Origin of the sequence: Ensifer adhaerens (genome assembly GCF_000697965.2) — a bacterium.
Taxonomy (GTDB): Bacteria; Pseudomonadota; Alphaproteobacteria; order Rhizobiales; family Rhizobiaceae; genus Ensifer; species Ensifer adhaerens.
Genome location: NZ_CP015880.1, coordinates 547,432 through 560,814, shown reverse-complemented (window position 1 = coordinate 560,814; position 13,383 = coordinate 547,432). Strand labels below are relative to the sequence as shown.

Genomic DNA, 13,383 nt, shown 5'->3' with positions numbered 1-13,383 from the left:
CATGAACACCACTACGCAACCGGACGTTTCCGCCCTCTCCTTCGAGCAGGCCGTCGAGGAACTGGAGCGGATCGTTTCGGCGCTGGAGCGCGGCGATGTCGCCCTCGACAAGTCGATCGAGATCTACGAGCGCGGCGAAGCGCTGAAGAAGCATTGCGAGGCGCTGTTGAAGGCCGCCGAGGACCGCATCGAAAAGATCCGCCTCGACCGCGCCGGCAGACCGCAGGGCGTGGAGCCGCTCGACGCCGACTGATCGTTTCATCGCAATTCCGGGCGGAAAATCGCTTCACGCTTTTCCCGGAATTGCCAAGATCGGATTGATCGTCGCGCGGAAACACTGCGTCCTTGCTTCGCCCCTACCCGCCTGATGTCATAGGCGTTAGGACTTGAAGCGACAGCAAAAACGGGAGCACGCGCCATGTCTTTCTTTCCAGGCCCCGACCCGCTCGCCGGCGACAAGCCCGCCTGCGACGCCATCGAACATCTGATCGTTCCGCGCACCAGCGACATCGGCGGGCTGCAGGTTCGTCGCGCTTTGCCGACAGCCAAGCGCCGCCTGGTCGGCCCCTTCATCTTCTTCGATCGCATGGGTCCGGCGCTGCTGCGCGCCGGCGAGGCGATCGACGTGCGTCCGCACCCGCATATCGGTCTTTCGACCGTCACCTATCTCTTCGACGGCGAGATCAAGCACCGCGACAGCCTCGGCACCGAGATGGTCATCCGTCCCGGCGACGTGAACCTGATGACGGCCGGCCGCGGCATCGTGCATTCAGAGCGCTCGCCCGAGAACCAGCGCGGCCACGACCGTTCGATCTCGGGCCTGCAGACCTGGCTGGCGCTGCCCGATCACAAGGAAGAAATCGACCCGATCTTCAGCCATACCGAAGAACGCATGCTGCCGCATATGAGCGACGACGGCATCAAGGCGCGGGTGGTGATCGGCAACTTCGAGGGCTCGAAGTCGCCGGTCTCGGTCTTCACCGACACGATCTATGTCGATCTCAACATTGCACCCGGCAAGAGCGCCCCCTTCGCGGCGCAATGGGAAGAGCGCGCGCTCTATATCCTCTCCGGCGAGGCGATCATTGCCGGCGATCATTTTGCAGACAACCAGCTGCTCGTCTTCCGTGCCGGCGACGAGATCACGGTCACGGCCGGACCGCAGGGTTGTCACGTGATGCTCTTCGGGGGTGCTGCGCTCGGGTCGTCCCGCCACATCTGGTGGAATTTCGTTTCGTCTTCGAAGGAGCGCATCGAGAAAGCCAAGGAAGAGTGGCGCAGCGGACGCTTCGACATCGTGCCCGGAGACGAAGAGGAATTCGTTCCGCTGCCCGAGGGCTGACCGCGACCTAAAGTGGCACAGGATGGATGCGGAAAACCGCGCAACATTGCCTCATGGCGCTTGAATCGATTTCGATTCACAGAATCATGCGCTAGTCTCTTGGTTGACGACGCAGGAACGCCTAATTTTGCATTCAGCAACGATTGCGTCTAAAGAGCCGCTTCGACGGTACCCACCAACTATCGCGCGCCCGACCTTTGGGGCGCGCATGAGGCATGCAGCGTGACACAACTGCCAACCAATCCGATGCCGGCTACTCCCTTGCTCGACAAGGTGACCTATCCCGACGATCTGAAGAAGGTCGACGACAAGGATCTGCCGCAGCTTGCCGGAGAAGTCCGGGCAGAAATGATCGACGCGGTGTCGCGTACCGGCGGGCACCTTGGCGCGGGCCTTGGCGTCGTCGAACTGACGATCGCCATCCACAAGGTCTTCAACACGCCGCATGACCGGCTGATCTTCGATGTCGGCCACCAGTGCTATCCGCACAAGATCCTCACCGGCCGCCGCGATCGCATCCGCACGCTGCGTCAGGAAGGCGGCCTCTCGGGCTTTACCCGCCGCGCCGAGAGCGAATACGACCCCTTCGGTGCCGCGCACTCCTCGACCTCGATTTCCGCCGGCCTCGGCATGGCGGTCGCCGCCGACCTCGACGGCAAGAACCGCAATGTCATCGCCGTCATCGGTGATGGCGCGCTTTCGGCCGGCATGGCCTATGAGGCGCTGAACAATGCCGGTGCGCTCGACGCGCGGCTGATCGTCATCCTCAATGACAACGACATGTCGATCGCGCCGCCGACCGGCGCGATGAGCGCCTATCTAGCGCGCCTTGCCTCCGGCCGCACCTATATGGGCATCCGCGAAGTCGGCAAGAAGCTGACGGCCTATCTCGGCAAGACCGTCGACCGGGCGATCACCCGCGCGGTCGAGCATGCCCGCGGCTACGTCACCGGCGGCACGCTCTTCGAAGAGATGGGCTTCTACCATATCGGCCCGATCGACGGGCATTCCTTCGACCATCTGCTGCCGGTGCTGCGCAACGTGCGCGACAACGCCAAAGGTCCGGTGCTGATCCATGTGGTGACGCAGAAGGGCAAGGGCTATCCGCCGGCGGAAGCTGCCGCCGACAAGTACCACGGCGTCAACAAGTTCGACGTCATCACCGGCGCCCAGGCGAAGGCGAAGCCGAACGCGCCCGCCTATACCTCTGTTTTCGCCGATGCGCTGACGCAGGAAGCCGGCTTCGACGACAAGATCGTCGCCGTCACCGCCGCCATGCCGTCCGGCACCGGGCTCGACAAGTTCGCCAAGGTCCATCCGTCGCGCTGCTTCGATGTCGGCATTGCCGAGCAGCACGCCGTAACCTTTGCCGCCGGCCTTGCCGCCGAAGGCTACAAGCCGTTCGCAGCGCTTTATTCGACCTTCCTGCAGCGCGGCTACGACCAGGTGGTCCACGACGTGGCGATCCAAGGCCTACCGGTGCGCTTCCCGATCGACCGTGCCGGTTTCGTCGGCGCCGACGGTCCGACGCATGCGGGCTCGTTCGACACGACCTATCTCGCCACCCTTCCCGGCTTCGTGGTGATGGCGGCTGCCGACGAGGCGGAACTGAAGCACATGGTGCGCACGGCTGCTGCCTATGACGCCGGCCCGATCTCGTTCCGTTATCCGCGCGGCGAAGGCGTTGGCGTCGAGATGCCGGAGCGGGGCCAGATCCTCGAGATCGGCAAGGGCCGTATCGTCAAGGAGGGCTCCAAGGTGGCGCTGCTTTCCTTCGGAACGCGCCTTGCCGACTGTCTGCTGGCCGCAGAAGACCTCGACGCCGCCGGGCTTTCGACCACGGTCGCGGATGCGCGCTTTGCCAAGCCGCTGGACCATGACCTCATCCGCGAGCTTGCCCGCAACCACGAGGTGCTGATCACCATCGAGGAAGGTGCCGTCGGCGGCTTTGCCAGCCACGTGCTGCAGTTCCTCGCCGAGGACGGCCTGCTCGACGGCGGCCTCAAGGTTCGTCCGATGGTCATGCCCGACGTCTGGATGGAACAGGCCAAGCCCGAGGCCATGTATGCCGCCGCGGGCCTCGACCGCGCCGGCATCGTCTCGACCGTCTTCAAGGCACTCGGCCAAAAGCAGGATATCGGCATCGGCGCTGCCGGCTGAGGCTTCCGTGCGACTTCAAGCAAAAACCCCGGCTCGTCCCCGGGGTTTTTGCTTTTCCGGACGGAATTGCAGGAAGGGCTCGATGGCTGCGAGCACAGGGGGCTTGCCATTGCGGCGGCAAGTCGCCATGAGAAACACATGTCAGAAGATCGCCAGAACGAAGAACACAAGAACCGGGTCCGCCTCGATCAGCTGCTGCTGAACTCGGGGCTGGTCGCAAGCCGCGCGCGTGCCCGTGACGCAATCCAGCGCGGGACCGTCAAGGTCGACGGCCGCACGGTCACCAAGGCAGCGTCGATGTTTGCCGAGAGCGTGACGATCACCATCGATGACCCGGCGCAGGACTATGTCTCGCGCGCCGCGCTGAAGCTGGTCGCGGCACTCGATCATTTCGGGCTCGACCCTGCAGGCGAAAGCTGTCTCGATATCGGCGCCTCGACCGGTGGCTTCACCGAAGTGCTGTTGAAGCGTGGAGCCGAGCATGTGGTCGCGATCGATGTCGGCCATGGCCAGATCCATCCGCGCATCGAAGGTGACGAACGCGTCACCAGCATTGAGGGCCTCAATGCACGCGCGATGACCGAGGAGGACATCGACGACCGCGAAGTCACCTTCGTCGTCTCGGACGTCTCGTTCATCTCGCTCAAGCTCGCGCTGCCGCCGGCACTCGATATGGCGCTTCCCGGTTCGTACTGCATCCTGCTGGTGAAGCCTCAGTTCGAGGCGGGCCGCGACGCCATCAGCAAGGCGGGCCTGCTCAAGGATCCCGACAGCGCACCTGATGTCGCCGCCGAACTCGAGCGCTGGCTTGTCGAGGACATGGGCTGGCAAAGCCTCGGCCTTATCCCCTCCCCCATTGCCGGCGGCGACGGCAATGTCGAATACCTGCTGGCAGGCAAGAAGCCATGACCACTGAAGCCGTCACCATCAAGCGGCTGGGCGCTCAGGGCGACGGCATTGCCGAAGGTCCTGACGGGCCGATCTATGCACCCTTCACCCTGCCCGGCGAAAGCGTCGCGCTCGCCGTCAACAAATCGCACGGCACGCTGATGTCGGTGAGAGAAGCCTCACCCGAGCGCGTCGAACCGCACTGTCGGCACTTCGGGCCGGACGGCATCAACGGCACCTGCGGCGGCTGCACGATGCAACATGCCTCCGACACGCTCTACCACGGCTTCAAGCGCGATCTGGTGATCGCCGCCCTGAAGTCGAAAGGGCTTACTCCCGAGGTGGCGCCGCTCATCACCGCCGAGCCCGGCCAGCGCCGCCGCGCGGTCTTCACCGCCCGCAAGACCGAGAAGGATCTGCTTCTCGGCTTCAACCAGGCGGAAAGCCACCATATCGTCGCGATCTCGGAATGTCCGATCGCGAGCCCGGGTATCGTCTCGAAGCTCGCCACCATTGCCAAAGTCGGCGCGGCCATGGCCGTCAATGCCGAGCCGTTCCGCATCACCGTGCTCGAAACGCTCTCCGGCCTCGACCTCTCGGTCGATGGCATCAAGAAGCTCGACGACCGCGAGCGCCGCCGCACGGTCGAAGCCGTGCTCGGTGAGCGCGGCATCGCCCGCGTCAGCCTCAATGGCGAGATCATTGTCGAGCCGGTGAAGCCTGTCATCGATTTCGGCGGTGTTTCCGTCTCGCCGCCGCCCGGCAGCTTCACCCAGGCGACGGCGCAGGCCGAAGAGGCAATGGCGAAGCTGGTGCTCGACCATCTCGGCAAGTCCAAGCGCGTCGCCGACCTCTTTGCCGGCTGCGGCACCTTTGCGCTGCGCATCGCCCGCAAGGCGCGGGTGCATGCGGTCGAAGGCGAAGACAAGGCGCTGAAGGCGCTTGATCTGGCGGCTCGCAACACGCAGGGGCTCAAGCCCGTCACCATCGAGAAGCGTGATCTCTTCCGCCGCCCGCTCATGGCGCAGGAACTGAAGGTCTTCGACGCGGTCGTCTTCGATCCGCCACGCGCCGGCGCGGACGTGCAGTGTCACGAGATCGCCCGCTCCGGCGTCAAGAAGGTCGTCGCCGTCTCCTGCAATCCAGTGACGCTTGCGCGCGACCTCTCGATCCTCGTTGCCGCCGGGTACCGCATCACCTCGGTGACGCCGATCGACCAGTTCCTCTGGTCGGCCCATGTCGAGGCGGTGGTCACGCTGGAGAAATGAGAAAGGCCCGGTTTCCCGGGCCTTCGTTATCGTTCGACTTGAAGCGTCTGCCAGACTGATTCACGCTTGCGTGCTATCCTCTTGTTTTTGCACTCGTCTTAGCATGACCCGCGGACGCCGATCCGTCGTCACGCCGCGCGGCGGCGGTATCCACCCCCACCTGCGTAAGAGCCCTGCCCTTCTCCGAGGTTGAACTGGGCGAGCAGCGCATTGAGCGAGGCTGCTTCCGACGCCAGGCCATGGCTTGCCGCCGTCTGTTCCTCGACCATGGCCGCGTTCTGTTGCGTGCCCTGGTCCATGGTGTTTACGGCCGTGTTGATCTCCTGGAGACCGGTGGACTGTTCGCGCGTCGCGGTCACGATCGCGCTCACATGCTTGTTGATCTCATGAACTTCGGCAACGATCGTCTCCAGTGCCTTGCCGGTATCGCCGACCAAGGTCACGCCGTTGCGGACCTGGTTTCCCGAGGTGGTGATCAGCGCCTTGATCTCCTTGGCGGCCTGTGCCGAGCGCTGGGCGAGTTCACGCACTTCTTGAGCAACAACGGCAAAACCCTTGCCGGCTTCACCGGCACGGGCCGCCTCGACGCCGGCATTCAGCGCGAGCAAGTTGGTCTGGAAGGCGATATCGTCGATGACGCCGATGATATTGGAGATCTCGCCCGAGGACTTCTCGATCGCATGCATCGCGTCTACGGCGTTGGCAACGACTTCGCCGGACTTCTCAGCGCCGGCACGGGTGCGGGCGACCAGCGCACCAACCTCTTCGGCGCGGCGAGCCGAGTCCTTGACCGTCGTGGTGATCTCCTCGAGTGCCGCGGCGGTCTCTTCGACCGAGGCTGCCTGCTGCTCCGTGCGGCGGGCGAGATCGTCGGCGGCCGAGCGGATTTCCGTCGCGCCGGCATCAATGCCGCGGGCATTGGCACCGACGGCGCAGAGCGTGTCGTGCAGCTTGGCGACCGAGTTGTTGAAGTCGGCGCGCAGGCGATCGAGACGATCGGCAAAGGGATTGTCGATGCGATAGGCCAGATCGCCGTCAGCAAGACGGCCGAGACCGGTTGCCAGACCATCGACGGCCTGCTGCACTTCGGCAGCATCGCGCGCCTTCTGCGCTTCGCGTTCCAGACGTTCGCGTTCCGATAGCGAGCGGTTCGCATCCGCCTCGCTTTCGAGCTGCATCTTGGCGATCGTCGCATCACGCAGGACACGCAGCGACCGGGCGAGATCCCCGATCTCATCCTTGCGCTCGGCCTCGGACAGGTCGACGTCGGTCTCGCCAGCGGCGATCTGGCCGGTGACGCCGATGACATTGGCGACGCGCTTGCGGAAGCGGCTCGCCAGTGTCCAACCGACGATGATCATGATCGCGGCGGCAACGGCAATGACGGCGATCGAAATCATCGCGAGATGCGAAAGGCCGGCAAAGACCGTGGCTTCGGGCACCGAGACCACGACGTACCATTCGGTGTCGGGCAGCAGGTTGACCGGTACGGCGACGGCCAGATGCCCGCTGCCATCCGTGTGCTTCAGCGCGAAGGCCTGGCCGGTGTGGCTCAGGAGGTCACCCCACCCCTCACCCGCGAGCGGCGTGTCTTTCAGCACCTTGCCGAGGACCTTGGCATCCGGATGGCTGATGATGCTGCCATCTTTGCTGAGCAATGAGACGAAACCGGTGCCGAAGGGCTTCAGTTTGGCGAGTTCGGTCGAGAGTTCGCCGAGCGCCATGTCGACGCCGACCACACCGATGAAGGCGCCGTCCTTCTTCAGCGGCACCATGATCGAGGTCATCAGCACGTCCTTGCCGTTGATCGGGTAGACATAAGGCTCGGTGACCATGTCGAGGCCGGTCTTCTTCGGGATCTGGTAGTAGTCGCCGGGACCCGGCTTGTCATAATCGGCGAGCGCCTCGTGGATCACCTTGTCGCCGGAGCGGGCGATATAGGGAACGAAGCGGCCGGTCGCGTCATGGCCCGGCTTGCCGACGAATTCGGCGTCCTTGCCGTCGAAGGCGTTCGGCTCCCAGCCGGTGCTCATGCCGACGGCAAGCGGATTGTCGACGATCCAGCGTTTCATCAGGGTTTCGATTTCGGCGCGCGACGGCTCGCCGGTGCCCTTTACCGCATAGAGCGCGGAGCGGATGTTGTTTGCGAGCGTCTTTGCCTCGGCAAACTTCGTCTCGACGCTGCGCGCGCTTGCGGATGCGGCATTGGTCATTTCGGCGATGCTGCGCTCGCGCAATTGCTGATAGGAGAGCCAGAAGACGACGGCGGCGGTGACCATGGAGGTCAACAGGCCGGTCATCACGATGGCGAACATGTTTCTTGCCGTTGCAGTCTTTAGGATCACCGTATGTCTCCCCTCGCGCCTCCGCCGTTGCGGTCGTGCGCGGCCAAATCATCGATTGCGTGACGGGCACGCTGAGCATTGGGACAGGTGTCTGGGGCACATCGCGATGATGAATGCTGGAGGCGACGTGCGGGCGAAGTCATTTCGCGGCGAAGAAACGGTATGCGCGAGCGCTTTATCAAAGCTTAAGAAACAAGGGGATGACTCGCGATCCTGCAGTGAAAAGCGAGAATCCTGATGCACTGCGCAAAGAAAAGGCCCGGTCTCCCGGGCCTTTTGCTTCTCAAATGTCGGCGAGGACTAGGCTGCCCGGCGGCGGTGGCTGGTCGCTGCCGCGTATACGCTCTGCGTATCGCCGAGGTTAAACTGGGCCAGCAGTGCGTTGAGCGAGGCTGCTTCCGACGCCAAACCATGGCTTGCCGCCGTCTGTTCCTCGACCATGGCCGCGTTCTGTTGCGTGCCCTGATCCATGGTGTTGACCGCCGTGTTGATCTCCTGGAGGCCCGTCGACTGCTCGCGCGTCGCGGTCACGATCGCGCTCACGTGCTTGTTGATCTCCTGGACTTCGGCGACGATCGTCTCCAGTGCCTTGCCGGTGTCGCCGACCAAGGTCACGCCGTTGCGGACCTGGTTGCCGGAGGTGGTGATCAGTGCCTTGATCTCCTTGGCCGCATTGGCCGAGCGCTGGGCGAGTTCACGCACTTCCTGCGCGACGACGGCAAAGCCCTTGCCGGCTTCACCGGCACGGGCCGCCTCGACGCCGGCGTTCAGTGCAAGGAGGTTGGTCTGGAAGGCGATATCATCGATGACGCCGATGATGTTGGAGATCTCGCCCGAGGACTTCTCGATCGCATGCATCGCATCTACGGCGTTGGCAACGACTTCGCCGGACTTCTCAGCGCCGGCACGCGTGCGGGCGACCAGCGCGCCGACCTCTTCAGCCCGACGGGCGGAGTCCTTGACCGTCGTGGTGATCTCTTCAAGCGCTGCGGCGGTCTCTTCGACCGAGGCTGCCTGCTGCTCGGTGCGGCGGGCGAGATCGTCGGCGGCCGAGCGGATTTCCGTCGCGCCGGCATCAATGCCGCGGGCATTGGCACCGACGGCGCAGAGCGTGTCGTGCAGCTTGGCGACCGAATTGTTGAAGTCGGCGCGCAGGCGATCGAGACGATCGGCGAAGGGATTGTCGATGCGATAGGCCAGATCGCCGTCAGCAAGACGGCCGAGGCCGGTTGCCAGACCATCGACAGCCTGCTGCACTTCGGCAGCGTCGCGCGCCTTCTGCGCCTCGCGTTCCAGGCGCTCGCGTTCCGACAGCGAACGGTTCGCATCCGCCTCGCTTTCGAGGCGGGCGCGCTCGACGGCATTGGCCTTGAAGACGGCGACGGCGGCGGCCATCGAGCCGATCTGGTCGGTCCGCTCTTCGCCGGGGATTGCAACGTTGTGGTTACCCGACGCGAGCTTCTCCATCGCGCTGGTCATATCCGTGACAGGACGGATGACGAGGCGGTTGAGGAAGGTCGCGAGGAAGACGAGCATCACGCCGACCGCAAGGATCGTGGCGATGGTCGCGGCAATGCGGAACTGATCGATCGCCGAATAGGCGGCGTCGGCGTCGATGACGAAGCCGACATACCATTCGACCGAGGGCAGGCCCTGGACCGGAACGAAGCTCACCAGCATCGGCTTGCCGTCGAGCTCGGTGTTCATGATACCGGAGCCGATTGCCGGTGTGTCGATCGGGAAGGCATCGGCGAGCGACTTGGTGACCAGCTTGGCATCGGGATGAACCAGGATCTGGCCGTCCTTGCTGGCGAGGAAGGCAAAGCCTTCACCGCCGACATCGACGCCCTTGATCATCGTCACCAGGGTATCGAGCGAGAAGTCGCTGGCGGCAACGCCATAGAGCTTGCCGTCGCGCTTGACCGGAACGGCGGCGCTGATGATCAGCGCGCCGCTGGACGCGTCGACATAGGGTTCGGTCAGCACGCGAGCGTCAGCCTTGACGGCCTGCTGGTACCAGGGGCGCTGACGCGGGTCATAGCCTGCCGGCATCGGATTGTCGGGCCAGGTGATGAACTTGCCGCTTTCGTTGCCAACATAGGTCGACATGAATTCGCTGGTGAGAACGTCGTTCTTCAGGATCGGCTGGACCCCACCGTCATCCGCGACGTTGCCGGTGGCATCAGCCACCATCGCCGTCAGCGTGACGCGGCCGTTCAGCCACTTGGCGACGCTCTGCGCGGCCTGGGTGCCGGAGGAGGCAATGTTCTCCTCGACGGCCTTGGTGGTCGTGTCGCGCTGCAGGCTGTCGATGTAAACGGAAAAGCCGGCGAAAGCGCCGACGACGACACAGGACGCGGCAACGAGAATGCGCGTCATGAGGTTCGATCGCTTGGACAAGGTGGGCTCCCAATGGGTGCCGGCGGCGGCCGCCGGACATGAGCTCTTGATGATTTTCGCGCAGCATCCGTCGTCCGTCCGTGAAGACGGCGCGCAGAGGCTGACGGGAAAACGTTGAACATGCCCGAAGGCGAGGCCAGCCCTGCTTCATGCGGCTGGGGCCATCCCAAAATAGGGATGGGCCTATCGCGCAGGACGCTAGCGACCGGTATTTAAGAACAAATTAAAATTGATCTATTCAAGTTCGCGATGGCGGCGGCAACGGGATCTTTACCGCCGGCCGGGTAAGAGCTTGCCCCCGAATGCAAAACGGGTGCACAGAGGCACCCGTCTCACCCATCACAAATCCAAACTGGTTTAGCGGCGCATGAAGGCCTCGAAGGCGGCCCGCGCCTCGGCACTCTTCAATTGCGCGGCGAAGTGCTTCGCCTCTTCGTCGATACGCGCCAGCACGTCGCTGCGGTCGCCACGGACGAGATCGCGGGCGATGCGAAGCGCCTCCGGCGGCTTCTTGGCGAGCCGGCCAGCAAGCGCCAGGGTTTCGCGCTCGACCGCGTCCGCGCCGACAATCTTCCAGATCAGTCCCGCGTCCACGGCCTCGCCTGCGGTGAGCGGTTCGCCGGCGGCAAGCAGCGCGAAGGCCCGCTGGTGACCCATGATGCGCGGCGCGATCAGGCTGGAGGCCGCTTCCGGCACCAGCGCCAGGTCGACGAAGGGCGTCTTGAAGACCGAGCGCTCGGACGCAATCGTCAGGTCGCAATGCAGATGGATCGTCGTGCCGATGCCAATCGCGAGACCGTCGACGCCCGAAACGACAGGCTTCGTTGCGGTCGCGAGTGCCTTCAGGAACTCGATCACCTCTATGCCCATGGAACCGCCCATGGCGAAGGCGAGGAAGTCGGCCATGTCGTTGCCGGCGGAGAAGCAACCATCGGTGCCGAGAAAGGCGGTGGCGCGCACGGCCGGATCGCTAGAAGCGACCGTCAGCGCATTGGTCATCTTCGCGTACATGTCGCGCGTGATGGCGTTTTTCTTTTCCGGCCGGTTGAAGCGGATCACCTGGACGCCGGGGTGGGCTTCCGGCCGTTCGATGAGCACGTGGTCGGTCATGATGGGTCCTTTCAGGCCAGAACAGCGCGAGCGACGGCGAGGCTGTCGGCACCGTTGACGACACGGTCTTTCAGTGCGGCAGTCTCGGCCAGCAGGTTTTCGGCGGTGAAGCGGCAGAGCGCAATGCGCTGATCGTCCTTGCCATCGCTGACGTCCGCCAGACCACCCTTGGCGAGATAGGCGCCGGTCAGCGCCAGGCCGAAGAGCCGCTGGTAGGCGGTGGCGCCGGCGAGTGCTTCTGCGAGCTTGCCGCCGGCAACAGCCGCAATCAGCCACTCGGTCGCGGCCGAAAGATCGTCCAGCGCCGCATCGAGGCGTGCAGCCGTCTCGCCAAAACCGTCGCGGTTCGAGGCGCGAACTGCCGCGGCGATCTCGCGCAACTCGGCAATGAAGCCACGCACGTGGCCGCCATCGGAAAGCGGCAGCTTGCGGGTGACGAGGTCGATCGCCTGGATGCCGTTGGTACCCTCGTAGATCGGCGCGATGCGGGCGTCGCGCAGATAGCGGGCAGCACCCGTTTCCTCGATGAAGCCCATGCCACCATGCACCTGGATACCCATCGAGGCGACATCGACGCCGGCGTCGGTCGAGAAGGACTTGGCGATCGGCGTCAGCAGGCTGGAGCGTTCCTGCCAGAACTTCGCCTTTTCGCCTTCGGCTGCATGCCCCATGTCGACGGCGTGGGCGCAGGCGTAGGAAATCGCGCGCGAGCCCTGCGTCAGCGCCTTCATCGTCAGGAGCATGCGGGCAACATCCGGGTGCTCGATGATCGGGCTCATGCCCTGCCCCGTCCAGCCAGGCGCCTTACCCTGGGTGCGCTCCTTGGCAAAGGCGATCGCCTTCTGCGTCGCGGCGTCGGCAATGGCCACGCCCTGCATGCCGACGGCCAGACGGGCGTTGTTCATCATCGTGAACATGCAGGCGAGGCCGCGGTTCTCCTCGCCGATCAGATAGCCGATCGCGCCCTTTTCAGCGCCGAACTTGCCGTCGCCATAGATCATCGTGCAGGTCGGCGATCCATGGATACCGAGCTTGTGTTCGAGCGAATGGCAGAAGAGATCGTTGCGCTCGCCGAGCGAACCGTCCGCGTTGACCAGGAATTTCGGCACGAGGAACAGCGAGATGCCGCGGGTGCCGGCCGGCGCGTCCGGAAGGCGCGCCAGCACCAGATGGACGATGTTGTCGGTGAAGTCGTGTTCGCCCCAGGTGATGAAGATCTTCTGGCCGAAGATGCGGTAGGTGCCGTCGTCGCGGCGCTCAGCGCGGGCCTTCAGCACACCGAGGTCGGAGCCGGCATGCGGCTCGGTCAAGTTCATGGTGCCGGTCCATTCGCCGGAGACCATCTTCGGCAGATAGGTGGCCTTGAGCTCATCGGAACCGTGCTTTTCCAGCGCCTCGACGGCGCCCATGGTGAGCGTCGGGCCAAGCGCGAAGGCCATGGAGCCGGCGTTCCACATTTCCATGGCGGCGACGTGCAGCATATGCGGCAGGTTCTGGCCGCCGAAATCTTCCGGGGCCGTCAGCCCGTTCCAGCCGCCGGCGATCCAGTTGTGGTAGAGATCGCGCCAACCGTTTGGGGTCTCGACCTTGCCTTCGACGAGGCGCGACCCCTGCTTGTCGCCGATGTCGCCAAGCGGCGCCACCTCTTCCGTCGCGAACCGACCGGCCTCCGAAAGGATGGCATCGACCAGGTCTTCACCGAGATCACCCAGCGCGCCCGATTGCAGTGCATCGCCCATGCCTGCCACGTGCTTCAGCGTGAATGCGATCTCGTCGACGGGTGCCTTGTACATGATGATCCTCCCAGATAGCCAGGTCGCGCCGGGCGCGGCCTCGTGCGCCGAACACTATTGATTTTTACGTAAACGTC

9 protein-coding genes are annotated in these 13,383 nt (G+C 64.3%); 5 read left to right on the top strand and 4 right to left on the bottom strand.

The genetic code is table 11. From position 1 onward, the window contains the following. Position 1 precedes the first annotated feature (1 nt). The 5 genes from FA04_RS02565 to FA04_RS02545 all read left to right on the top strand — a co-directional run bounded on the left by FA04_RS02565 (position 2) and on the right by FA04_RS02545 (position 5,658). Positions 2–253 (top strand): exodeoxyribonuclease VII small subunit, encoded by a 252-nt coding sequence (locus FA04_RS02565; RefSeq protein WP_034801154.1) that lies wholly within the window; start codon positions 2–4, stop codon positions 251–253. Positions 254–418: 165 nt separating this feature from the next. Beyond that, on the top strand, positions 419–1,342 hold the full coding sequence (locus FA04_RS02560; protein ID WP_034801152.1) for a pirin family protein: 924 nt from the start codon (positions 419–421) through the stop codon (positions 1,340–1,342). Positions 1,343–1,588: 246 nt separating this feature from the next. Next, positions 1,589–3,502: a 1-deoxy-D-xylulose-5-phosphate synthase gene (gene dxs, locus FA04_RS02555; protein ID WP_034801149.1), complete on the top strand. Its 1,914-nt coding sequence runs from the start codon at positions 1,589–1,591 to the stop codon at positions 3,500–3,502. Positions 3,503–3,640: 138 nt separating this feature from the next. After that, the gene (locus FA04_RS02550) at positions 3,641–4,411 is read left to right on the top strand and encodes a TlyA family RNA methyltransferase (protein WP_034801147.1); all 771 of its coding nucleotides are present in this window, start codon (positions 3,641–3,643) and stop codon (positions 4,409–4,411) included. Then, a complete protein-coding gene (locus FA04_RS02545) occupies positions 4,408–5,658 on the top strand; it encodes a class I SAM-dependent RNA methyltransferase (RefSeq protein ID WP_034801145.1) in 1,251 nt (416 codons plus the stop codon). The genes FA04_RS02550 and FA04_RS02545 overlap by 4 nt, the downstream gene beginning before the upstream one ends. Positions 5,659–5,786: 128 nt before the next feature. Here the strand turns inward: FA04_RS02545 and FA04_RS02540 are convergent, their stop codons facing one another. The 4 genes from FA04_RS02540 to FA04_RS02525 form a co-directional block, all read right to left on the bottom strand. Beyond that, positions 5,787–8,003, bottom strand: coding sequence for a methyl-accepting chemotaxis protein (locus FA04_RS02540; RefSeq protein ID WP_034801143.1), 2,217 nt, complete (start codon positions 8,001–8,003; stop codon positions 5,787–5,789). Between the two features lie 300 nt (positions 8,004–8,303). Further along, positions 8,304–10,403, bottom strand: coding sequence for a methyl-accepting chemotaxis protein McpU (gene mcpU, locus FA04_RS02535; protein ID WP_034801141.1), 2,100 nt, complete (start codon positions 10,401–10,403; stop codon positions 8,304–8,306). 357 nt (positions 10,404–10,760) lie between these two features. Next, the gene (locus FA04_RS02530; protein WP_034801139.1) at positions 10,761–11,513 is read right to left on the bottom strand and encodes a crotonase/enoyl-CoA hydratase family protein; all 753 of its coding nucleotides are present in this window, start codon (positions 11,511–11,513) and stop codon (positions 10,761–10,763) included. 11 nt (positions 11,514–11,524) lie between these two features. Next, a complete protein-coding gene (locus FA04_RS02525; RefSeq protein ID WP_034801137.1) occupies positions 11,525–13,306 on the bottom strand; it encodes an acyl-CoA dehydrogenase in 1,782 nt (593 codons plus the stop codon). Positions 13,307–13,383 lie beyond the last annotated feature (77 nt).

Excerpts from the sequence above, each read along its gene's own strand:
- FA04_RS02565 (WP_034801154.1), top strand. The coding sequence starts at position 2 with ATGAACACCACTACGCAACCGGACGTTTCCGCCCTCTCCTTCGAGCAG.
- FA04_RS02560 (WP_034801152.1), top strand. The coding sequence starts at position 419 with ATGTCTTTCTTTCCAGGCCCCGACCCGCTCGCCGGCGACAAGCCCGCC.
- dxs (WP_034801149.1), top strand. The coding sequence starts at position 1,589 with ATGCCGGCTACTCCCTTGCTCGACAAGGTGACCTATCCCGACGATCTG.
- FA04_RS02550 (WP_034801147.1), top strand. The coding sequence starts at position 3,641 with ATGTCAGAAGATCGCCAGAACGAAGAACACAAGAACCGGGTCCGCCTC.
- FA04_RS02545 (WP_034801145.1), top strand. The coding sequence starts at position 4,408 with ATGACCACTGAAGCCGTCACCATCAAGCGGCTGGGCGCTCAGGGCGAC.
- FA04_RS02530 (WP_034801139.1), bottom strand. The coding sequence starts at position 11,513 with ATGACCGACCACGTGCTCATCGAACGGCCGGAAGCCCACCCCGGCGTC.
- FA04_RS02525 (WP_034801137.1), bottom strand. The coding sequence starts at position 13,306 with ATGTACAAGGCACCCGTCGACGAGATCGCATTCACGCTGAAGCACGTG.